At 48.8% G+C, this 23,359-nt stretch carries 20 protein-coding genes; 7 read left to right on the top strand and 13 right to left on the bottom strand.

Features of this window, described 5'->3' with window-relative positions; all coding sequences use genetic code 11:
• Nucleotides 1-11 precede the first annotated feature (11 nt).
• A complete protein-coding gene (locus tag DWZ67_RS06920; RefSeq protein WP_120138443.1) occupies nt 12-3,155 on the top strand; it encodes a glycoside hydrolase family 2 TIM barrel-domain containing protein in 3,144 nt (1,047 codons plus the stop codon).
• Nucleotides 3,156-3,175: 20 nt separating this feature from the next.
• Entirely contained in the window at nt 3,176-5,104 is a 1,929-nt protein-coding gene (locus tag DWZ67_RS06915) for an MGH1-like glycoside hydrolase domain-containing protein (protein ID WP_008662663.1), read from the top strand.
• A gap of 154 nt (nt 5,105-5,258) precedes the next feature.
• On the opposite strand, the gene buk is transcribed toward DWZ67_RS06915, so the two are convergent.
• On the bottom strand, nt 5,259-6,341 hold the full coding sequence (buk, locus tag DWZ67_RS06910) for a butyrate kinase (protein WP_005830498.1): 1,083 nt from the start codon (nt 6,339-6,341) through the stop codon (nt 5,259-5,261).
• Nucleotides 6,342-6,385: 44 nt separating this feature from the next.
• Nucleotides 6,386-7,306: a phosphate acyltransferase gene (locus DWZ67_RS06905; RefSeq protein WP_005834523.1), complete on the bottom strand. Its 921-nt coding sequence runs from the start codon at nt 7,304-7,306 to the stop codon at nt 6,386-6,388.
• A 258-nt stretch (nt 7,307-7,564) separates the two neighbouring features.
• Between DWZ67_RS06905 and DWZ67_RS06900 the strand changes: the two genes are divergently transcribed.
• The 3 genes from DWZ67_RS06900 to DWZ67_RS06890 are packed head-to-tail and all read left to right on the top strand — an operon-like array spanning nt 7,565 to nt 9,981.
• Nucleotides 7,565-8,503 carry an LD-carboxypeptidase gene (locus tag DWZ67_RS06900; RefSeq protein WP_009037685.1) on the top strand — a complete coding sequence of 313 codons (939 nt, stop codon included), beginning with the start codon at nt 7,565-7,567 and terminating at the stop codon, nt 8,501-8,503.
• Nucleotides 8,500-9,513, top strand: a complete 1,014-nt coding sequence (locus DWZ67_RS06895; RefSeq protein ID WP_120138441.1) for a M20 family metallopeptidase — start codon at nt 8,500-8,502, stop codon at nt 9,511-9,513. Before DWZ67_RS06900 ends, DWZ67_RS06895 begins: the two co-directional genes overlap by 4 nt.
• 45 nt (nt 9,514-9,558) lie before the next feature.
• Nucleotides 9,559-9,981, top strand: a complete 423-nt coding sequence (locus DWZ67_RS06890) for a SufE family protein (protein WP_034523308.1) — start codon at nt 9,559-9,561, stop codon at nt 9,979-9,981.
• Nucleotides 9,982-10,221: 240 nt separating this feature from the next.
• Here the strand turns inward: DWZ67_RS06890 and DWZ67_RS06885 are convergent, their stop codons facing one another.
• From DWZ67_RS06885 to DWZ67_RS06840, 10 genes are all read right to left on the bottom strand, one after another.
• The gene (locus DWZ67_RS06885; protein WP_005830522.1) at nt 10,222-10,425 is read right to left on the bottom strand and encodes a helix-turn-helix domain-containing protein; all 204 of its coding nucleotides are present in this window, start codon (nt 10,423-10,425) and stop codon (nt 10,222-10,224) included.
• 43 nt (nt 10,426-10,468) lie between these two features.
• Nucleotides 10,469-11,110 (bottom strand): DUF2975 domain-containing protein, encoded by a 642-nt coding sequence (locus DWZ67_RS06880; protein WP_117881111.1) that lies wholly within the window; start codon nt 11,108-11,110, stop codon nt 10,469-10,471.
• Nucleotides 11,111-11,125: 15 nt separating this feature from the next.
• Complete coding sequence (locus tag DWZ67_RS06875; protein ID WP_005830530.1) at nt 11,126-11,731, bottom strand: DUF2975 domain-containing protein; 606 nt, start codon at nt 11,729-11,731, stop codon at nt 11,126-11,128.
• A 23-nt stretch (nt 11,732-11,754) separates the two neighbouring features.
• Nucleotides 11,755-12,423 carry a DUF2975 domain-containing protein gene (locus DWZ67_RS06870; protein ID WP_005830532.1) on the bottom strand — a complete coding sequence of 223 codons (669 nt, stop codon included), beginning with the start codon at nt 12,421-12,423 and terminating at the stop codon, nt 11,755-11,757.
• Nucleotides 12,420-13,214 carry a CPBP family intramembrane glutamic endopeptidase gene (locus DWZ67_RS06865; RefSeq protein ID WP_016272429.1) on the bottom strand — a complete coding sequence of 265 codons (795 nt, stop codon included), beginning with the start codon at nt 13,212-13,214 and terminating at the stop codon, nt 12,420-12,422. Before DWZ67_RS06865 ends, DWZ67_RS06870 begins: the two co-directional genes overlap by 4 nt.
• 181 nt (nt 13,215-13,395) lie before the next feature.
• On the bottom strand, nt 13,396-13,881 hold the full coding sequence (locus DWZ67_RS06860; RefSeq protein WP_016272428.1) for a DUF3836 domain-containing protein: 486 nt from the start codon (nt 13,879-13,881) through the stop codon (nt 13,396-13,398).
• Nucleotides 13,882-14,106: 225 nt separating this feature from the next.
• Entirely contained in the window at nt 14,107-15,048 is a 942-nt protein-coding gene (locus DWZ67_RS06855; RefSeq protein WP_117600186.1) for a bifunctional riboflavin kinase/FAD synthetase, read from the bottom strand.
• A complete protein-coding gene (locus tag DWZ67_RS06850) occupies nt 15,032-15,652 on the bottom strand; it encodes an HAD family hydrolase (RefSeq protein ID WP_005830542.1) in 621 nt (206 codons plus the stop codon). The genes DWZ67_RS06855 and DWZ67_RS06850 overlap by 17 nt, the downstream gene beginning before the upstream one ends.
• A gap of 2 nt (nt 15,653-15,654) precedes the next feature.
• Entirely contained in the window at nt 15,655-18,339 is a 2,685-nt protein-coding gene (locus DWZ67_RS06845) for a calcium-translocating P-type ATPase, PMCA-type (RefSeq protein ID WP_005830544.1), read from the bottom strand.
• Between the two features lie 90 nt (nt 18,340-18,429).
• Nucleotides 18,430-19,596, bottom strand: a complete 1,167-nt coding sequence (locus DWZ67_RS06840) for a sensor histidine kinase (protein ID WP_016272426.1) — start codon at nt 19,594-19,596, stop codon at nt 18,430-18,432.
• A 108-nt stretch (nt 19,597-19,704) separates the two neighbouring features.
• On the opposite strand from DWZ67_RS06840, the gene rd reads away from it, so the two are divergent.
• Nucleotides 19,705-19,866, top strand: coding sequence for a rubredoxin (rd, locus tag DWZ67_RS06835; protein ID WP_005830549.1), 162 nt, complete (start codon nt 19,705-19,707; stop codon nt 19,864-19,866).
• On the opposite strand, the gene DWZ67_RS06830 is transcribed toward rd, so the two are convergent.
• Complete coding sequence (locus tag DWZ67_RS06830; protein ID WP_005834507.1) at nt 19,863-21,560, bottom strand: Na/Pi cotransporter family protein; 1,698 nt, start codon at nt 21,558-21,560, stop codon at nt 19,863-19,865. The two genes, rd and DWZ67_RS06830, sit on opposite strands and share 4 nt — an antisense overlap.
• An 83-nt stretch (nt 21,561-21,643) precedes the next feature.
• On the opposite strand from DWZ67_RS06830, the gene DWZ67_RS06825 reads away from it, so the two are divergent.
• Nucleotides 21,644-23,317, top strand: a complete 1,674-nt coding sequence (locus DWZ67_RS06825; protein ID WP_005834505.1) for a nucleoside kinase — start codon at nt 21,644-21,646, stop codon at nt 23,315-23,317.
• Nucleotides 23,318-23,359 lie beyond the last annotated feature (42 nt).

The raw sequence follows: 23,359 nt of genomic DNA, 5'->3' as shown, positions 1-23,359 counted from the left end.
TCCTATTAATAATGAAAACCAAACTTTATACCTTTCTCCTTTCTTCGCTGCTTTGCACCGGTGCCCTGGCCGACAACGAGCCGTGGCAGAACCCGCAAGTCAACGAAATGAACAGAGAACCGATGCACGCCCACTTCACTCCGTTTACGAATGAAGCCAACGCATTGAAACAACGTGCCTTGCCCGCCAACGTACGGTTCGACGTTAATCCTGCAACGGAACGCCGTATCACTCTGGACGGCACCTGGAAATTTCTTTTTTCAAAGAACAATGACCTCTGCCCCAAAGACTTTCACAAGCCCGGATTCAGTACCCGCAAGTGGAGTAAAATTGAAGTTCCGGGAAGCTGGGAACTGCAAGGCTTCGATGCACCTATCTATACAGATACCCGTTATCCGTTCCCCCCCAATCCGCCCTACGTGCCTACCGACTACAATCCCGTAGGTGCTTATATCCGCGAGTTCACCGTCCCGGCTAGCTGGGAAGGCATGGACATCTTCCTTAATTTCGAAGGGGTGGAGTCTGCCTACTATGTATGGGTAAACGGCGAATTGGCAGGATATGCAGAAGACAGCCGCCTGCCGTCGCACTTCAACATCACCCACCTGCTGAAGAAGGGCAACAATAAACTGGCTGTAAAAGTATTCCGTTATAGCGACGGTTCCTACCTGGAAGGCCAGGACTACTGGAAATACAGCGGCATCGAACGGAGTGTTTATCTCTACGCCCGCCCCCAGAGCCGCGTCAAGGACTTCCGGATGACAGCGGAACTGATAAACAACTACAAGGATGGCGAACTAAAGCTGGACGTATTCCTCCATCGGCCTAAAGCCGGAGAAACGGTGGAAGTCAAGGTAATGGACAAGGACAAGGTTATCTATGATCGGAAAAAGTCCATAACCTCTGCCACAGACACTTTGTTTACCCAGCAGCAAGTGTTCCCGAATGCACGAGCCTGGAATGCCGAAACACCGAACACCTACACGCTGGTAGTCAGCACCTTTGATGCACAAGGGAAACCGCAGGAATCCTTTACGCACCTTTTTGGCTTCCGTACCGTGGAAATGATGAACGGCATGCAGATGATTAACGGCCAGGCCGTCCTCTTCAAGGGGGTGAACCGTCACGAGCACGACCCGCACAAGGGACGTACCATCACCGTGGGGTCCATGATACACGACATCCAGCTGATGAAGCAGTTCAACCTGAACGGTGTACGCAACTGCCACTACCCGAACAACTATGCGTGGTACGAGCTTTGCACAGAATTCGGACTTTATATGGTAGACGAAGCCAACATCGAGAGCCATGGCATGATGTTCCACAAGGATGAGACCCTTACCAACTATCCCGACTGGGAGGTGCCTTTCATGCAGCGCATGAGCCGCATGATTGCACGCGACCGCAACTACTCCGCCATCGTGACTTGGTCCATGGGCAACGAGTCGGGCTACGGCAAGCACTTCGAAACTCTGTATGACTATACCAAGAAGATAGACCCCACCCGTCCCGTACAATACGAAGGGGGTGGTTACAACTCAAAGAGCGACATCTACTGCCCCATGTACGCACGCATCTGGAGGCTGCGCCAGCACGTGAACCAGCGTGATGCCCGCCCCATGATTCTCTGCGAATATGCCCATGCCATGGGCAACAGTGTAGGAAACTTCCAGGACTACTGGGACTTGATTTACAAGTACGACCAACTGCAAGGCGGTTTCATTTGGGACTGGGTGGACCAGACGTTTGCCATCAAGGACGAGAACCAGCGCGACATCTGGGCTTTTGGCGGCGACATGGGATTTGTAGGCGTCGTCAACGACTCCAACTTCTGTGCCAACGGCCTGATTGCTGCCGACCGCACCCCGCACCCGCACATCTACGAAGTGAAGAAGGTATTGCAATATATCCATTTCGAACCACTCGCCTTCACCCCGAACAAGATAAAGGTCACCAACTGGCACGATTTCATCGGATTGGAAGGATATACCCTCCGCTGGGCAGTGGAATGCGACGGCAAGACCGTTCAGAACGGTGAGATGGATTTCCCCAAGATTGCTCCCAGAAACTCTGCCAACATAGAATTGCCACTGAAAGCGCTGCCTGCCGACGGCAAGGAGTATTTCCTCACACTGCGTGCATTCACCAAGCACGAAGCGCCATTAGTACCGAAAGGACACGAGGTTGCCATCGAACAATGGGAATTGCCTTCTGCACCGTCAGCCAAAACTGTTCAGCCGGTGGAAGGAACGCTGACCGTAGACCGCAACAACGAAACACTGACCGTGAAAGGCAACAACTTCCAGGTAGCTTTCTCTACCCGAAACGGTGAAATGACAGAGTTGAACTACACCGGAAAGAATCTGATTAAAGAAGGGCTACAACCCAACTTCTGGCGCCCGTTGACCGATAATGATATTCCAAATGGGCACCTGATACGCTGCGGCACCTGGAGAAACGCCGGACGCGATGCCAAACTGCAGAACATCGAAGTTGCAGAAGCCGGACAAACGGCTACTGTCACTGCGACCTACCGCATGGAAGAACAAGATGCTGATTTGCAGACTCTCTACAAAATCACTCCCGACGGCAAGGTTCAGGTAACCATGCACTTCACCCCCGGCAAGAAGCCATTGAGCGAGATGCCTCGTCTGGGCATGCGCATGATACTCCCTGCCGAATATGAAATGATGACCTGGTTGGGCCGTGGTCCGCAAGAGACGTACGCCGACCGCAAGACGGGAGCATTGATAGGCCTCTACAACGCCACGGTGTGGGAACAATTCCATCCGTATGTACGTGCCCAAGAGACGGCCAATCATTGTGACGTACGCTGGGTGGCCCTGCGCAATGCTGCCGGTGAAGGTCTGCTGGTAGTGGGCGAGGAACCGTTGAGCGTAAGCGCCTGGAACTTCCCGATGGAGGACATTGAATACCGTCCCTCACAGATGGAGCGCCGCCACGGTGGAAGCATCCAGAAGAAAGATATGATATGGCTCAACATCGACCACAAGCAGATGGGCGTAGGCGGTGACAATACCTGGGGAGCACAAGTTCATCCCGAGTACACCATCACTCCGCACGAATGGAAATACAGCTTCACGCTCGCCCCTCTCGCACCGGAGGATGATGCAGCGGAACAAGCGCACAAATAACCGTTAAATACCTCATTCATATGAAATACAAATTTATACGCATACTCTGCTTCACATTGTTGGCCGCAGGCATCGCAGCCTGCACCCCCGGCATGAAAAGCACTACGGAGAAACGGTATGCCTTCGCCGACATACTGGACATCTCCTACACTCCCGACACCCTGCACCGCTGCTATGGTTGGTTCACCGACGCCGGCTCGTGGATGGGCTTCACGCTGCCCGAACGGCAACAATGGGTCAACGGCTTCTGCGGCCCCTTCAGCCTCGATATGTTCCGCCGCCAGTGGATGGCACAGTCAGCCGCCGTCGTAAGCTTTGCCAAAGATACACAAGAGATTTTTGTTCCGGATTCCACTTGCTATTACCCCGGCGAGCTCTATATGTCGGCACATTCCACCCACGGGAGCATCACGCAACGGCTCAACTTCACAAGTGCCTCGACCGCCTTGCTGCGCATCGAAGCCGACACGGCTGAAGACCTGCTGCTCTCCGGTAGCCAATGGGGCAAAGACATCACCGTCAGCGTAGAACAGAACTCCGTCATCGCCCGTCATCCCAGTGGCGAAACCGTGACCGTGACCTTTACCCCCAATGTAGAGCTGGCCAAGACCGACAATAACTATACAGCCCTCGTCCGCTCTCCGCGCTACCCTGTCAACGTAGCCATCTCTTTCTTCACTTCCGAAAAAGAGATGACTGCCAACCTGCAAAACCTGCCGAGCCTGCTCAACAATCCCGCCCCCGCCCTGCAAGCCAATGCCGAACGTTGGGAAGGTTACCTCACCAAGATACTGCGCAAGGACATGAAGCCCGAATATGACCGTATCGCCGTGAAAGCCGTCACCACGCTCATCTCCAATTGGCGGACACACCGCGGTGGATTGCTTCACGAAGGTATCATCCCGAGCCATGCCGTAGGCTATTTCGTCGGCTTTTGGGCATGGGATAGCTGGCGCTTCAGTGCCGGAACCGCCAAATTCGACCCCGAACTGGCCAAGAACAACATCCGAGCCATGTTCGACTACCAGCAACCGGACGGCATGATTATCGACTGTATCTACACCGACCCCTCCGAGAACAATGCCCGTGACAGCAAGCCTCCCTTGGTATGCTGGGCTGTCGATGAAATATTTACCCATACGGGTGACACCGCCTTCGTTGCCGAGATGTATCCGCAACTGCTCTCCTATTATAGATGGTGGTACGAGAAGCGCGACCACAACCGCAATGGCATGTGCGAGTACGGTGCTACCGACGGAACACTGGAAGCTGCCGCCTGGGAAAGCGGCATGGACAACGCCATCCGTTTTGACGGCGCCGTGATGCTGAAAAACGAAGGCTACGAGGATGCCTGGAGTATGGATCAGGAGAGTGTGGACTTGAACGCTTATCTGGCACTGGAATGCAAACTGCTGAAGAAATTCTCCAGCCTGCTGAAGATACCTTTCGACGCACCGGACTACAGTAGCCAGGTAGCCGACTATTTCTTTGACAAGAACATCAACTTCTTCTGCGATCGCCGCCTGAAGGACGGTTCATTCATCGAAGAGCCGGGCTGCGAAGCCTACACTCCGTTGTGGACCCGGATTGCCACACAAGCGCAAGTGGACAGCATGCTGCCCATGCTTCAAGATACGGCAAAGTTCTCCACGTATATCCCCTTCCCGACCATTGCCGCCGACAATCCCAAATACAATCCGCGCGGCTACTGGCGTGGCCCCATCTGGCTGGACCAAACCTACTTTGCCATCCGCGGACTGCGCAACTACGGCTACAACCGGCTGGCAGATGAATATACGCTGCAAGTCTTCGACCGCCTGAGTGGGCTGAAAGAGGGTGCTCCCATCCACGAGAACTACGGAACCCATACCGGCGAACGCCTGAAAGCTCCCCATTTCAGCTGGAGCTCCTCACATCTGTTGATGATGTACGACGATTACGGTAAGTAAACCGGGATTCCATATATGTCATAACTCACCACAGATTACACAGATTCACGCAGATTTTTTTAGTTTATTGATATCTGACATATTTATCTGTGTGAATCTGTGTAATCTGTGGTGAGTTATGACACTTTCATGAAGAACAAAAGCGATATGATTATTATCGGTAAACCTGCACCGGAAGCTCTCCACGCAAAGCTCCCAGCGCATTCATTACCAATGCTTCCAATTCGTCTTCTCCGGGATAGACGTGGACGGGAGCAAGGAAAGACACGCGCTCCTGCAACCGCGAAGTGATGTACTCGGAATGTGCCATACCTCCCGTAAGCAGAATGGCGTCCACCTTGCCATAAAGCACAACAGCAGCACCGCCTATCTCCTTGGCAATGCGGTAAATCATGGCATCAAGCACCAAAGCGGCATGGGTGTCTCCCTCAGCGATGCGCCTCTCTATGGCGGGAATGTCGGTAGTACCCAAATGGGCGGCAAGTCCCGCCTTGCCGGAAATACGTTTCTTCAGTTCTTCGGTAGTGTAACGCCCCGAGTGACAAAGGTCTATCAGTTGCCCGGCGGGCAGGGTACCTGCACGTTCGGGCGAAAAAGGACCGAAACCGTCGAGGGCATTGGGCACGTCCACCGCACGGCCGTGGCGGTGGACTCCTACGGAAACGCCTCCACCCAAGTGACAGACAATCAGATTGAGGTCTTCGTAATGCACGGGAGCTTCGGGCTGCAGGGCACTACGCTCGGCAGCATAGCGCCGGGCGATGGCTCGCTGGTTCAAGGCGTGCCAGATGGTGATGCTGGGCATCAGAGGCGAACCGGTGATGCGTGCCACATCGTCCAGTTCGTCCACCACGCCGGGATCGGCTATGAAAGAGGGGCAGCCGGGCAGCATGGCGGCAAGTTCGTGGGCTATCAGACAACCTAAGTTGCAGGCGTGGGTACGCATGGCGTGGAGCATATCGTCCAACATGGCATCGTTCACGGCATACACACCGCCAGGAATGGGTTTCAACAATCCCCCACGGCCGACGATGGCATCGAACTTAAAGGGAATGTCATTGGCCTCCAGCGCTTCCAGCACCAAGTGCTTGCGGAATTCGAACTGGTCGATGATGCGGGGAAATTGGGAAAGCTCCTCCACCGAATGCCGGATGTTGAGTACCAGACGGGGAGTTTCATCCTCATAGACAGCAATTTTTGTCGAGGTGGAACCGGGATTTACTGCCAGTATTTTCATTGATTACGATTTACAAATTACGAACTACAAATTACTAATTACAATCAAGGCTCTTTCACCCCGCTGGTCAGGCAAGCCATGGCAATGCTGTAATATTTGGACAAACCGGAATCGCTACGCGACGGTAATACCACCGGACATGAGGGTCCTTGCAGCAACCCGGCCATATCGGCATGAGAAAACAGAGATACAGCCTTATAAAAAGCATTGCCCGATTCGATGTTTGGGAATATCAACACATCCGCCTCCCCGTCAATCGGTGACACAATGCCTTTGATGTTACCGCTCGTCTTCTCACAAGAGGTCTTCACATCCAGCGGGCCGTCGATGATGACATTGCCGAACTCTCCGGCTTCCGCCAGTTCCACAATATTCACATAGTCCAATGAATGGGGGAATTTGGCGCTTACCTTCTCCGTGCAATGAATCAGCGCGATACGTGGCTGCTCTATCCCGAAATGGCGGCAAGTATGGATGGCATACCAAATCATTTCAATGCGCTGTTGCAGTGTCGGGCGGGGAATGACCGCAGCATCGGAGAAAAAGAGCAGTTTATCGTAAGTAGGTATCTGCATCACGGCCAGATGGGTCAGAATCTTTCCTTTAGGCAACAAACCATGTTCCTTGTCCAGAATGGCACGTAGCAAATTGTCGGTATTGATGATGCCTTTCATCAGGATGTCCGCTCCACCCTCGCGTACGATACGCACCGCCTCACGTGCAGCCTCATCGGAATCTTCTATATGCAAGGTACTGACATATTGAGGATATTTCTTCAAGGTGGGATATTTTTCCAATATGGCAGAATCGCCAATCATCAGAAATTCCGCAATCCCCTCCTCCAAGGCACGGGATATGGCATATTCTGTATTAGGGTCATTGGCACAGACTACCGCAATACGTTTCCTCTTATTCAAGGTTTTCAGGTGGGCTGTTAACTGGGCAAAGTTCCGTATCGGTTCCATAACGTTAGATTTTTAGCAAATATCTAAAAAAATGTCGAGAAATACGGCATTTGCCCCATTGAAATTTTATATGTTTAATATCATTTTGATATGTTCACCACAGATTACACAGATTGACACGGATTTGAACAGAATTTGAGTTACTCTGCTGATTATATATCATATATAACCTCCCTCTCTTCTGTTAAAAATCCGTGTTAATCTGTGATATCTGTGGTGAATTGTGTACTTTTGCCCAAAATAGATTGATAATATAATATGGGTAGTCTTATTTTCCCTCCGTATCTGCAGGAAGGTGATCGTGTCATTGTTCTCTCCCCTTCCAGCAAGATTGACAAATCTTTCCTGAAAGGCGCCTACAAACGTTTGAAGTCCTGGGGGCTGGAAGTCGTATTCGCAAAGCACGCGGGGAGTTCCAACGGAACGTATGCAGGAAATATCCGGCAACGCCTCGAGGACCTGCAGGAAGCCATGGACGATGAAGAAGCCAAAGTCATATTCTGTAGTCGGGGCGGTTACGGAGCCGCGCATCTGATAGGCAAACTGGATTTTACCAAGTTCAGGCAGCATCCCAAATGGCTCATCGGATTCAGTGACATCACCGCCCTCCATAATCTGTTCCAGCAGAATGGCTTCGCGTCGTTGCACGCCCCCATGGCGCGCCATCTCACAGTAGAACCGGAAGACGACTTCTGCACACAAGCACTGAAGGATATACTATTCGGGCAGGCATTGGGAGGAACCGAAGCATTCAGTTATGTCTGCCCGGGGCACAAACTAAATCATAAGGGAGAGGGAAAAGGCGTGTTACGCGGCGGCAATTTGTCTGTGTTCTACGGGCTGCGTGGTACTCCTTACGATATTCCCGCCGAAGGCACCATCCTCTTCATCGAAGATGTGGGAGAACGCCCACATGCGGTGGAACGCATGATGTACAATCTCAAACTGGGAGGTGTCCTCGACAAGCTTTCCGGCCTCATCATCGGACAATTCACCGAATACGAGGAGAACAAGTCCCTGGGAAAAGACCTATATGGCGCATTGGCCGATTTGGTGAAGGAATACGATTACCCGATATGTTTCGATTTTCCCGTCGGACATGTCAGCATGAATGTACCGCTGATAAACGGCGCTGCGGTAACACTGAAAGTTGGAAAGAAAGAAGTGAAACTAAGTTTTAATACAGAAAGAGAATGAAACGGAATTATACATTCATCCCGTTGCTGCTGTTGCTGATTGTAGCGATAGTGGCATGCAGCAACAACAGCAGCAAGTCTGCAGCCGATAATGACAGTGAGGGCAATGCGACCCAAGCGACTGTCCAAGTGCCTCAGTTCAGTGCAGACAGTGCATATCAATACATACAGACCCAAGCGGATTTTGGTCCGCGCGTGCCCAACACCGCCGCCCACAAAGCCTGCGGAGAATTCCTTGCCAAGAAGCTGGAGGAATTCGGCGCCAAAGTATACAACCAGTATGCCGACCTGGTGGCTTACGACAACACCATCCTGAAAGCGCGCAATGTTATCGGCGCCTATAATCCGGAAAGCAAAAGGCGTGTACTGCTCTGTGCCCATTGGGACAGCCGTCCTTATGCCGACCAGGATGCCGACAAGACGAAGCATCACAGCCCCATCCTGGGTGTGAACGATGGAGCCAGCGGTGTAGGCGTATTGCTCGAAGTGGCCCGCCAACTGCAACAGCAGGCTCCAGCCATCGGCATCGACATCATCTTTTTTGACGCCGAAGACTATGGCATCCCCTACTTCTATCAAGGTGCATACAAGAACGACACTTGGTGCCTGGGCTCGCAATATTGGGGACGAGTACCCCATGTAGACGGCTATAATGCCCGCTACGGCATCCTGCTCGACATGGTAGGCGGAAAGAACGCCACCTTCTACAAGGAACAGTTCTCTCAAAGAACCGCCGGTAAGTACGTGAACAAGATATGGAACACAGCCCACCGCCTGGGCTTCGGCAACTTCTTCCCCAAAGAAAAAGGCACCGAAGTGACAGACGACCATATGTATGTATACAACCTGCGGCAGATTCCCTGCGTAGACATCATCAACTATGACCCGAACTGCGACACCGGCTTCGGTGACTTCTGGCACACGATAGACGACACCATGGACATCATCGACAAGGGCACTCTCAACGCAGTGGGACAGACCTTGCTCGAAGTCATCTACAATGAGAAATAGACCATCAAATAGTAAATCGTAAATAGTAAAATAGTAAATCCCATGATAAGTATCAACGAAGTACAAGATGAAGTAATTGCCGAATTCAATGATTTCGACGATTGGATGGACCGGTACCAACTTCTTATTGATTTAGGAAACGAGCAGGAACCGCTCGACGAAAAATACAAGACGGAACAAAACCTGATTGAAGGTTGCCAGAGCCGCGTATGGCTGCAGGCAGACGAAGTGGACGGAAAAATTATTTTCCAGGCCGAAAGCGACGCACTAATTGTGAAAGGAATCATTTCACTGCTTATCAAAGTACTCTCCGGGCACACACCGGATGAGATACTGAATGCCGACCTCTATTTCATTGATAAAATAGGACTGAAGGAACACTTGTCGCCCACCCGTAGCAACGGACTGCTGTCTATGGTAAAGCAGATGCGAATGTATGCGCTGGCCTTCAAAGCGAAAGGCATCTAAAGGTTACGACCGACAATATATAAACTAATAATCAGCAGATTATATTTACCGGATGTTTACCCTATAATGTAAAAGCCGTTACTCCAGAATGTAACGGCTTTTACATTATGAAGTAACGACGTTTACCATAGTATGTAAAGGCGTTTACCGTAGTATGTAAAGGCGTTTACTGTAGTACATAAACGGAGTTTCTTAAGGCGGTAAGCATTTCAACCTCTACTTGCGCCTTCTTCTCCCTATTTATCCCTCCTTAAACTCCAGTATATCCCCCGGCTGGCAATCAAGTTCCTTACAGATTGCTTCCAGTGTAGAGAAACGGATGGCCTTAGCCTTTCCGGTTTTGAGAATAGAGAGATTGGCAGGCGTAATATCAATCTTCTCCGCCAGTTCGCCCAAAGATATCTTTCTTCGGGCCATCATTATGTCAAGGTTTACTATAATCATATAATTGTGTTCTATTTATCAATTATTCTTTTCCCACTCACACCTAAATAGTTAAGTCCTGTTCTTCCTTTATCTTCACCCCGGCGGCAAATATCTCGGTGAAAAGAATTATAATAACCAGGGATGTGAAATCCGTATCATGCGATGCAACCACTTCATAGCCCAGCAGAGCCACTTGCTTCACTGCTTCAAGATGATTCAGCCAATCGTGCAAAGTCATCAAGCCGTACAATGCAGCAAACGAATAAGTAAAGAAACGCAACCGGGCTACATTATCCGAAGTAAACACTTCCCGCTTTGAGATGGATACCAGCAAACGTATCAGGCAATAGATTCCTACAAAGAAAGGAATGATGGCAAACATGGCAAAGAAGTTCACTATGGAACTCCAGACAGTGGGGACAATCACAGTGCCTATTCTCTTTACCTGATAAGGTACTGACTTATCGGCAAAACGATTCGTCAAGGAATCGACTGCTGTCGTTTCCAAAGGTCTTACATCCACATATACCTTATCAAATAAACCGGAATACTCCGGCTGTGGAGTTCCCGAATGTACATTTACACTATTGTAACCCTCAAGAAAACTATTCTTCATATCCACCCAGCCCGCTATCATCGCATAGGCAAACTCTGCAACAATGACCAATATAGCCAGGATACCCAATATACTTATCTTTTTCATAATCCTCCCCCCACATTAAACCGTTAAATCCTGCTCTTCCTTTATCTTCACGCCGATGGCGAATATCTCGGTGAACAATGCCAACAGCATATAATTGAACCAAGCATACTTGAAAGAATAAGGCAACACCTCGTATCCCTCCAGCCGCACTTGAGAAGCCAAGTCATGATAGATGCCCCATTGCTGCAACTCGAATAAAAGACTCACCGAAATCAGCGCATAGACAAAGATGCGCATCCGACGCACATTCTTGTGCACAAACACCTCGCCTTTCGTGGCAGTAAGCACCAGCCGCGCCACACTATAGAACCCGTAAAGCGCAAACAGTCCCGCAGGAAACAGCAAGAACGATACCCACCGCCACTTCGTACTACGGAAACCTTGCACCGATACCTCACTTGTATTGCAATACATGGGCGTATCCTGTGCCGCACTAATCAAAGTATCAGCAGGCAGCGTATCATCTGCCCGCACCAAAAGTGACACAGAGGGTAAGGCATGAAAATCCTTCTGGTCGCCCGCCTCATTCCAGCCGTCCATAAATCCACTAAACATATCCGTTACAACACTACCAATAAACACTACCAAAGCCAGGAAGGCACATACTCTGATTTTATTCATATCTCTGTCCGTTCTTCTTATTATTAAATCGTCAAATCCTGCTCTTCCTTCATTTTCAATCCAATGGCAAACACTTCACCTACAATCAGCGAACAAAGCCCAAGTACCAGCGTGGTAGTGCTCACCAATTCTGAGAGGCTCAGCTCGTAACCATGCAGCGAGAATACGGTATCGATACCTATAAAATCAAGATATGATGACGCAAAGGTACAGCAGAAGCTGACAACCAGTGCCATTCCCAACCGACGCAGCCGACGTACATTCCGCCAGTTGAAGATGTCGGACTTGTTGATAGAGATTATCAAGCGGATAAACAATACTACCGCCCAAAGGGAAAAGCCCAAATGCAGATATATCAGCAAATACTTTGCCACCACTTTCCCGACAGAATCATGAGAATCTACGCTGACCATCAACGAAGAGTAGGCTGCAGGCACATAACTCCTGCTTTTCTCATTGTAGACGGAATCCCTGAAGAAATCAAACGACTCCATGGAAGAAGGTATCAGGTTGACAACCTTCAGGTTCATCAGTTCCTTGTAGGCAGCAATGTCACTCCCTTTCTTTCCCAGCTCCAGTCCGGTCTGCGCCCCCATCTTGGCTCCCAGAAAGATATAGTACCCCTGCTCCAATACCGAGTAACTCAGTACAAGCATTACCACCAGGCAGAGAATGTTCAATCTTCTTTTCATAATTCAGTTGTTGTTGTATTAGTATCAGATATATTATATTTATTCAGTTGTTTCAAGGAGAGTAGAAGCAACAATATGAAAACCACTGCCCAAACCAGTACATACGGGTTACTCAGCAGATGTGTCACATCCTCCATTTCAGGATGTTTCAGGCTCAGATAGACAGACAAGCCGTTATTCATGATATGTATCAGAATACATGCCATAAGACTCCGTGTCTTATAATAAAGCCAGGCAAGCAAGAAACCGATGAGGCAAGCACCTATTATCTGAACCGGATTCAGATGAAAGATACCGAATATCAACCCGGAAAACAAGATAGCCTTTGCCGGGCTATATCTGCGAAGCAGCTCCTTGGTAATGGCACCACGGAAAAGCAGTTCTTCCAGTACGGGTCCCAAAACAGAAATACAGAGAATACCCAGCCAACCGGATTGCAGTATATCAAATGTCTGGTCCAACAAATTGGGCAAAAAAGTAAGTTCGGACATCAGAAGACCTATTATACATATGGAAGTCATTCCGGCAAGCAGGCTCCATGCCAGATAAGGGACTGACACCGGAGAATACAGATGCTTGTCTCCCGTCAGGTAGTTCTTGCGCCACAAGTACAGTCCCATGAAAACAAAGCCCAGCAGCATGGTAGGCGCCACAGCAATCTGACCAGCCTTGTCCATGTCGAAAGTTCCATAAGCGAAATACGTATACAGCAGACAGAAAGGTCCTGCAAACAGTGCTCCTATAAGCTGCATCAAAAAGTAAATCAATACTAGTTTTATTGCCGTTTTCATTGTTCTATTCGTCTAAAAGTTCGCAAAGATACACATTTTCTCTGTCAATCCGTCAAGCTGTGGCAACAAGTCCCATCAGCAGCACCATCACTGTAGAAAGTGACAATACCAATAGTGTAATACTCATAAATGCTCTTCTCATAACCTAAGCCCCTCCCTCATTTCTATATTTGTTCTTCATTTATTTCACTGCCAGGAGCAATACGTCTTCCTCTGCAGTGGCATGTTCCACCAACAGATTCCAGTCGTTGTCCTTCTTACTCCATTTGTAACTCAAGTAGTTGATGTCATCTCCCGCCTGCAGATAAACTGCTTTTTCTTTCACATCGGAGTAGGCATGCGTCTTGTTGTCCCACAAGGCATATTCCACATCCGTACCGGCTTCTGTATAATTGTAGTTCAAGCAATAGAAGCGTTCAAACGCCTGCTCAATCTCGTTCCATTTCAACGCTTCCTTCTGTATCGTACGCCCTTGGGCATCATAGATGAAATTGTATTTCAAATGGTTCTGCAGAAACTTACCGTTCTCTACTTTATATACAATCTGGGACTCCACCTGATTTCCGTTCATCACTTCATTATAGGCAAAGTTTTCCTGGATATTACCACCAAAAGCATTTATCACTACTGTCACTACAAAGATTGTTGTCATTACTAAAGTTTTCATACCGTTATTGTTTTATTAGTTCTTTATTTTGTTTTTCGATAATCATTTATCGTTTCTCGATATGCAAATAAAAGACTTTTTTTTGATATGACAAAGAAAAACAGAAAATATTTATCGAAAAACAATAAAAAAAACATGTTTTACGATAAATACACAGAAAACAAACATTTCAAACGGGAAAATACATAGAACTGCAAGGAGATAAATGACCTTATCGCCTTATGTTTATAAAGAAAGAATGGATTTAATCTCCACCTCGTCACGGTGAAGCTGGGCAATAAGTTCTTCTATACTGTCGAATTTCAGTTCAGGACGGGTGCGGCGCACAAAGGAAAGACGCATCGGCTGCTGATAAATGTCAGCATCAAACCGGAATATATGGACCTCAATACTGCGATCGGGGCCGTTCTCCAACGTAGGTCGGTAGCCAATACTTAGCATACCGCCGTACTCCTTGCCTTCAACACAGACACGGACGGCATACACACCATCGCAGGGAATCAGCTTGTCAGAATCGGAAACACGGAGATTAGCCGTAGGAAAACCTATCTTACGCCCCACCTGATAGCCGCCGACAACCGTACCGTCCAAAAAGAAATCATATCCCAGATACTCGGCAGCTTCCGAAACGTTTCCCTCCAGCAACAGACCGCGAATAGCCGAGGAGCTGACAGTAACCTCCGTTACCGATGTCTCCTTACTATAAGAATACGCGCGCGCAAGAAGCACCTCCATACCCAATTCGCGACCATAGTGCACATAGTCTTCAAAACCCTCGCTGCGGTTATGCCCGAAACGATGGTCGTACCCCACTACCAAAGCTTGTATCTGATAGCGATCCTTCAGTATGGACATGAATTCCCGTGCCGAAAGCCGGGCTATTTCAGGAGTAAAATCAAGCATCATGCAATAATCCACCCCAGTCTTGGCAAGCAGGGAAACTTTCTCATCACAAGTGGTCAATAACTTCGGATGATAATCGGCCTGCATCACTTTACGCGGATGTACCGGAAAAGTCACGACCGACGAAGCAAGCCCACGCCCGGCAGCTACCGCACACACTTGCTCTATCAGGTAGCGGTGTCCCCGATGTACTCCGTCAAAGAAACCGATAGTGGCTACACTTGGACGGGAACCAATGTCCGATGTTTCACAAAACAACTGCATGTCTCCAATCCTCGTGGGCCTTTGGCGTATAGGTAGAAATACCCAACGCCTCCGCTGTCCGGCAATTGGCCTCAGAATCGTCAATGAAAAGAGTCTCGTTGGGAAGAATACCGGTCTCATCCAGTACTTTCTGAAATATATCGGCATCCGGTTTTGCCATCTTCATCTCATAAGAGAGATAGATATGCTCAAAAAAGTCCTCCGCACGGAAAGCCTTGTAGCGAAACGCGTGCAGACACGACCATTGCCAATGGATTTCATTGGTGTTGCTCAGCAGATAGACAACGTATTTTTTGCGCAGTTCCAACAGTAAATCCAATTTAAAAGTAGGAATACTCACCAGGAAACTGTTCCAGGCGTCATCTATCTGGGCATCAGTCACCGGTTTCCCTATCTTTCCACGAATCACTTCCCGGAACTCCGCACTGGTAATCAACCCTTTTTCATATTTCTGGAAGAAATCCTGCTGGTGATAGAGGTCCAACATGACTTCCACGTCCGGCAATCCCAGCTTTCTGAAATTCTCTAAACAGCGCTGGCGGTCCAAATCAATCAGAACTCCGCCAAAATCAATAATAAGGTTCTTGATTCCTCTTCTTTTCATCACTATTTCTGTGTTAAACGTCGGATAAGGCGAACCAGTTCACCTATCCACAAAACAAACGAGGTAGAAACGACAATCGTCATCCAAGTCATAAAATCGAGCGGCACTGTGCGGAATACAGCTCCACCAAACTGTACAATCAGTATCTGTCCGCCCAAAATGGCAAGTATAATCAGCTCCATGCCATAAGATTTGGAAATGCCCTTGAACGCCGAGTCCGAAGTGCCGAACACACGCGCATTGAACAAGTTCCAGAACTGAAGCATAACAAAGAATGTGAAGAACACAGTCAGCCGATAGGTAGTCATCCCTCCCTCCTCACTGTTAAACCAGAAGAGCATTCCCATAAGTAACACCAGGAAGGCAGACCCCATTCCCAGAATGTAATACCTCATGGACTTGGTTATAATGAAATCCGTACTCTTACGCGGTTTTTCCTTCATCACGCTCTCACTGGGTGGAATGGACGCCAGGGCCAGGGCCGCAAACGTATCCATAATCAGGTTCACCCACAACATCTGCGTGACGGTCAAAGGAAGCGTCGTACCCACCAGTGAACCCAGGAGAACGATAAACAAAGCCACAAAATTGATAGTCAGTTGAAAAACAATGAAACGCTGTATATTCTTATATAAAGAACGTCCCCACATCACGGCCGTACCTATACTGTTGAAGGAGTCATCCAGCAACGTGATGTCGCTGGCCTCCTTGGCAACGGAAGTCCCGGTACCCATCGAAAGTCCCACTTGCGCATGGTTCAACGCAGGAGCATCATTCGTGCCGTCACCCGTCACAGCCACTACCGCACCTTTCTGCTGCAACAGTTGCACCAGACGCTGTTTGTCTGTGGGGCGTGCACGCGACATTATCTTCAAGTCCATCACACGGTCCAATGCCTCCTCATCCGTCAATTCGGCAAATGCAGCTCCCGTAATGCGGTTCTTTTCCGTATCCTCCGGTTTCCACAGACCAATCTGGCGTGCTATCTCGGTAGCCGTACCCGGTGTATCTCCCGTCACAATCTTCACTCCGATACCTGCCGACTGGCATTTGGCAACGGCCGCAGGCACATCCGGACGGATAGGGTCACTGATGGCAACCACACCGAGGAACGACAAGTCATTTTCAGCAACCAATGACACACAATCAGACGCTTCCGCATCATCCACAATCTTGAATGCAAAGCCAAGTGTACGCATAGCCATATTCTGGTAGTTGAGCAACTGAGCCTCCACTGTAGAACGGTATTCCACCGCATCCACACGCTTGCCGTCCAACATGACATCCTTGCATTTACCCAAAACAATCTCGGGAGCTCCCTTCACATACAGCACCTTCTTCCCAATCAGGGGGGATTGCACCAGGGTAGCCATGAATTTCCTTTCCGTAGAGAAAGTCAGCTGGTCGATAACCGTAGCTTTCTCACGCAGCGCCAGATAGTCGCATCCTTGGCTGTTCAGCCAAAGCAGCAGTGCCACCTCCGTGGGGTTACCCACCCCTTTCGGCTTCTCGCCAGTCACCTCTTCTTCCAGGAAAGCAGTGGAGTTAGCACTGATACCTTCCATTACCAGCTTGCTGAGGTCATCATTCCCCAGCTGCCCGTTATTCTTCAAACCATAGAAATTGGGTTCATGCACCTGCATCAGATTTTGGGTCAATGTACCGGTCTTGTCGGTACAAATCACTGTAATGGCTCCCATCGTCTCGCATGCATGCATCTTGCGCACCAGGTTGTTGGTGGAGAGCATGCGGCGCATATTCAACGCCAGACTGAGTGTCACGCTCATCGGCAAGCCTTCGGGCACAGCCACCACAATCAGGGTAACTGCCATCATAAAGTATTGCAAAGTAGCCTGCAAGGCCGGCAGCCAATCACGGAAGGTATGAAATGAAGAAAAGTCATAAACCAGTACCACATCCTTTACAAAGAAAATGAGAAAAGCCAGACCCGCTACGGAAAAGCCAATCTTTCCAATCAGATTGGCCAATTTGGTCAACTGAATATTCAGCGGAGTAGGTTCCGTATTCTGTTCGGTACTTTGACGTGCCACTTTACCGATTTCCGTAGCATCGCCCACAGCCTCCACACGCATGGTGCCATGTCCGTCCACCACCGTTGTACCGCGCAAAATGCGGTTGGAAGCATACGTAGCCTCTTCGTCAAAGTCAGCTTCTACGGTAGTTTTCGTCACTACCGGCTCACCGGTCAGATTCGATTCGTTCACTTGCAGGGAAATGGCTTCCAGCAATTCACCGTCCGCCGGAACCTCTTCACCGGTTTCCAGCACCACTATATCACCCACCACTACATCTTTACGGGGAATCTCCTGCACATGTCCGTTACGAATTACTTTCACCAAAGTTTCTTCGTTCACTGCATTCAGCAGGTCAAACTTCTTTCCGGCATCATACTCAAAGAAGAAACCGATACCGGTAGCCAGCAGAATGGCTACTATAATGCCGATAGTCTCGGCATATTCATTCTCTACAATGGAAATAATCAAAGAAAACAGAGCGGCAACCAGCAATACCCTTACTACGGGGTCCTCAAACTTCTCCAGATACAATTTCCATAAGGAAGGCCGTTTAGGAGGCGTCAATAAATTTACTCCATGTTCGTCGCGGCTCTTCCGCACTTGTTCGTCGGTCAGTCCGACATGATAATAATCATCCTTTATTGCAGTCATGCAAGTCTTTAGGTTTAATTTTGGAACGCAAAAATACAATAATAATCCGGGAAAACAATACCTATATAATGATTAGTGATTAATTGACTGTCATTGATTCTCTTTTTCCCTCACCAGTTTCGGTCTGGTTGCAGGCTCCCACGGCAATGTGAACCAGAAAGTCGAACCTGCCCCTTCTTCCGATTCCACGCCTATTTCGCCCCCCAATTTGCGGACAATGGTCTGGCAAATGGAGAGTCCCAGTCCGGTACCGTTCTTTTCCTGCTTCAGCTTGACGAAACGTTCAAAAACATGTGGCAACTTTTCCTGGGGAATACCGGTTCCCGTGTCTTTTACGTAGAAATAGAGACCTTCCTCATAGGGTCTGAATCCGAGGGTAATACTGCCTTCCTGGGTGAACTTCAGGGCATTCGTCATAAAATTGGATACCACTTGTGCAAGCCGGTTTCTGTCTGTATGCATGGTATATTCCTTCTCAGAAGCCTCCCGGACAATCTGCACTCCACTACCCAGCTCAGCCACCCGCATACGGAACTGTTGTTCCAAATCGGACATCATCTGGTTGATGTCCACATCCGAGAACACAAATTCCAATGTTCCGGCTTCTATCTTCGAGAGGTCCAGAATATCAGCAATCAGCTGTTGCAGCATTTCATTGTTACTTTGCACAATTTCCAGGAACTGTGTCTTCTCCTCGTCTGTCGATGCAGAGGCCAGCAATTCCGAGAATCCGACAATTGCGTTCAGCGGGGTACGGATTTCATGGCTCATATTCGCCAGGAACACCGATTTGGAGCGGTCGGCATTCTCTGCCTTCTCACGTGCCAGTTTCAATTCAGCTTCCACTTGTTTCAGCCGGGTAATGTCATGCACGGTAATCACCATGCAGTCGCGGTCCTCAATCTCCATATACTCGCCGGAAACATAAGCATTGCATTCCGTAGTTCTGCCTTCGCTATCCCTAAGATTCAGAATAGCTGCCAAATCCGTGAAGTTCTTTTGCACCACAAAGGCATTCTCTATGGCATTCCGCACGGGGCAGTGCTCACACAAATCGTGAGTGCCGCAACCTCCTGCTGCCGACAAGGCATTGTTACAGCGCAGAATATCTCCCACCCGTCCAGTTTCGGCAGGCTTTACAGCTCCGGTAATATCGTAGTAATTGGTGTAGAATACAGTGAAGTCGCGGTTTATCAGCAGTACATAGGCGTGCAGATTCCGCATAATCGCCCTGAACAGCTTGTCGGTCATTTTCATAAAATGTTGTTTTAATAGAGAACAAAAATAAACTATTTTTGTTCAACAATAGAACAAAAAGGGCTTTTAAACGTTATTATAAGAGAATAAACCTAAAAAAAGAAATTTATGGAAAAGTACATTTGCACTGTATGCGATTATGTCTATGACCCTGAATTGGGCGACCCTGAAAATGGAATAGAACCGGGAACATCTTTCGAAGACCTTCCCGAAGATTGGGTTTGCCCCTTGTGTGGAGTAGGCAAAGAAGAATTTGAGAAAGCGTCCTAAGACGCTTTCTTTTCTTTTATATCGCTGCTGGCCTCCACTACATTCACCACATAGTCGCCCAGCTTTTCACATTCTGCAATGATGTCCATATAGTAAACACCCATCTGGTAATCATATTCCTTGTTGTTCACATCCAAGATATTCTGATTCTTCAGCTGATTGCGGTAATTATTGATTTCATTCTCCAAATTAAAGGACTTGTTCACATCCGCGCCTGCATGCTCCGGATGTTCCACCACGACAATCATCTGCTCCAAGGCATCATCCGTCAGCTTCATCATGAAATGAATATGCTCGTACTGCTTCTCGGTGAAATCCTGATTGGTCTGGCGCTTGCGGTTGATGGTACGTGCCAGATTATAGCAGCTGTCGCCGATGCTCTCTATCTCCGTCACTTCACGCAGCATGGCACGTATTTGCAACTTACTTTCCGAACTCAGGCGCCCTTCGGACACTTGATTCAGATAATTGGCAATCTCCAGCTCCATGCTGTCACTGATATTCTCGTACTTCTCCACACGGCTGAACACTTTGTTGAAATCATCATCCTTCTCCGTATGCAGCAAGTCCTGCACCATTCCGAACATACGGCGGGTACGTTCGGCAAAGAGATGTATTTCCTTGCTTGCCTGCAAGATGGACAGCTCTGCCGTAGAAAGCATACCGCCCGAGATAAAACGCAAGCGATATTCCTCGTCCTGCTCCTTCATTGGAATAATGGCACAGACCGTACGTTCGATAAACTTCACGAACCATATCAATATCAGCACGTTGCAGATATTGAAGCAAGTATGGAATGCCGAAAGCTTGAAGGATACGGCCACAGCCGGATCTTTAGTACCCATCACGTTCTCTACGAACCATGACACAGCCTCGGTAAAGGGGGTGAAAAGACACAACACCCATATCACACCAAACACATTGAATACCAAATGAGCCAAAGCAGCCCTCCTCGCCTGCGTATTACCGGTCAGCGCCGCAAGGTTTGCCGTGATGGTTGTACCGATATTCTCTCCCAAAACCAGTGCTGCCCCCAATTCGAAACTAATCCAGCCGTTGGCGCACATAATAAGCGTAATGGCCATAGTTGCCGCAGATGCCTGCACAATCATGGTCAACACCGTACCGATACCCACAAAAAGGAGTATGGAGATAAAGCCCATGTCGGTATAGTCCTGCACAAATGACAGCATATCAGGATTTTGGCTCAAGTCAGGAGCATTGTTTTTCAAATAGGAAAGCCCCATGAACAAGAATGAGAAACCGAAAATAAATTCACCGACAGACTTGCGGTTACTTTTTTGAGAGAAGAGGAGAGGAATGCCGAAAGCAAGAAGAGGAAGAGCAAAGGCGGCAATGTCCACCTTGAAACCTAAAGCTGAAATAATCCATGCCGTAACAGTCGTACCGATATTAGCACCCATTATGACACCTATGGACTGTGAAAGCGTTAACAACCCCGCATTGACAAAACTTACAACCATCACCGTGGTTGCAGAGGAAGATTGTACAAGTGCTGTAATCAGCACGCCCGTCAACACACCGGTCACTCTGTTGGTTGTCATTGCGGTCAATATTTTCCGCAGTCTGTCACCGGCAAATTTTTGAAGCCCCTCACTCATAATCTTCATTCCGTAAAGAAACAGTGCCAATGAGCCGAGTAGCTTTAAAAAATCATAAAAAGAATATTCCATCTTTAATTATTTAAGGTGTTTCATTCCTTCACGTGTTATAATGTCCTATATTTAACGTGTCAACCCACTAAAAACGAGACATCATGAAACACATGTTACAAATTTGTTGCAAAAATAATAATATTTCTAAAGAATTCCCTATAGGGAGCTCACTTTTGGATATTTATTACGGTTTTAATCTAAATTTCCCCTATCAGGTAGTCAGTGCAAAAGTCAACAACCGTTCCGAAGGACTGAATTTCCGTGTATACAACAATAAGGATGTAGAGTTTCTCGACATACGTGACTCCTCAGGCATGCGCACCTATGTCCGTTCCCTCTGCTTCATTCTTTACAAAGCTGTCAGCGAGCTGTTTCCGGAAGGAAAACTGTTCGTAGAGCATCCGGTATCCAAAGGTTACTTCTGTAACTTGCGCATCGGCCGTTCCATAGAGCTGGAAGATGTGACCGCCATCAAGAAACGGATGCAGGAAATCATCGCCGAAAACATCCCCTACCATCGTGTAGAATGCCACACCACCGAGGCTGTGCGTATCTTTAGCGAACGGGGCATGAACGACAAGGTTAAGCTGCTGGAAACCTCCGGCTCGCTATATACCTATTATTACACATTGGGCGACACCGTAGACTACTACTACGGCAACCTGCTGCCCAGTACCGGGTTCATCTGGCTGTTCGACATCGTGAAGTATTACGACGGCCTGCTGCTGCGTATCCCCAACAAGGAGAACCCGAATGTACTGGAAGAAGTGGTGAAACAGGAGAAGATGCTCGACGTATTCAAGGAACACCTGCGCTGGAACTACATCATGGGGCTGAGTAACGTGGGCGACTTCAACCTGGCTTGCGAGACAGGCCATGCCACCGACCTCATCAACGTAGCCGAAGCCCTGCAGGAGAAAAAGATAGCCCAAATAGCTGACGACATCTACCACCGCGGCGAAAACGGAAACCGGGTGAAGCTCGTACTCATCTCCGGTCCATCGTCCTCCGGAAAGACGACTTTCAGCAAGCGGCTCAGCGTGCAGTTGATGACCAACGGCCTGCGTCCCTATCCCATCTCGCTGGACAACTACTTCGTAGACCGTGAAGACACCCCACGCGACGAAAACGGAAACTACGACTACGAATCACTCTACGCCCTCGACCTCGAACTCTTCAACACCCAGCTGCAGGCATTGCTCCGTGGCGAAGAAGTGGAGCTGCCCCGCTTCAACTTCAACCTCGGGAAGAAAGAGTACAAGGGCGACAAACTTCGCATCGACGAGCATACCATCCTCATCCTGGAAGGAATCCATGCCCTGAACCCTGAACTGACACCACAGATTCCCGCCGCCAGCAAATACAAGATTTATGTATCCGCCCTGACCACCATCTCGCTGGACGACCACAACTGGATTCCCACCACGGACAACCGCCTGCTGCGCCGCATCATCCGCGACTTCAACTACCGCGGCTACTCGGCACAAGAGACCATTTCACGCTGGCCCAGTGTACGTGCCGGCGAGGACAAATGGATATTCCCCTACCAGGAAAATGCCGATGTCATGTTCAACTCCGCCCTCTTGTTCGAATTTGCCGTGCTCCGCTGCCACGCAGAGCCCATCCTTACCAGTGTTCCACGGAACTGTCCGGAATACGCAGAAGCCTACCGGTTGCTGAAATTCATCAAATATTTCACCCCCGTGCAGGACAAAGAAATTCCACCGACATCCTTATTGAGAGAATTTTTAGGAGGCAGTAGCTTCAAATACTAAGTTTTTATTCTAACTTTGTGAGCAAATAAAACAAACGTACAC

Source organism: Bacteroides sp. AF34-31BH (assembly GCF_003602795.1).
Classification (GTDB): domain Bacteria; phylum Bacteroidota; class Bacteroidia; order Bacteroidales; family Bacteroidaceae; genus Bacteroides; species Bacteroides uniformis.
This window is presented reverse-complemented; position numbering and strand designations above follow the sequence as displayed.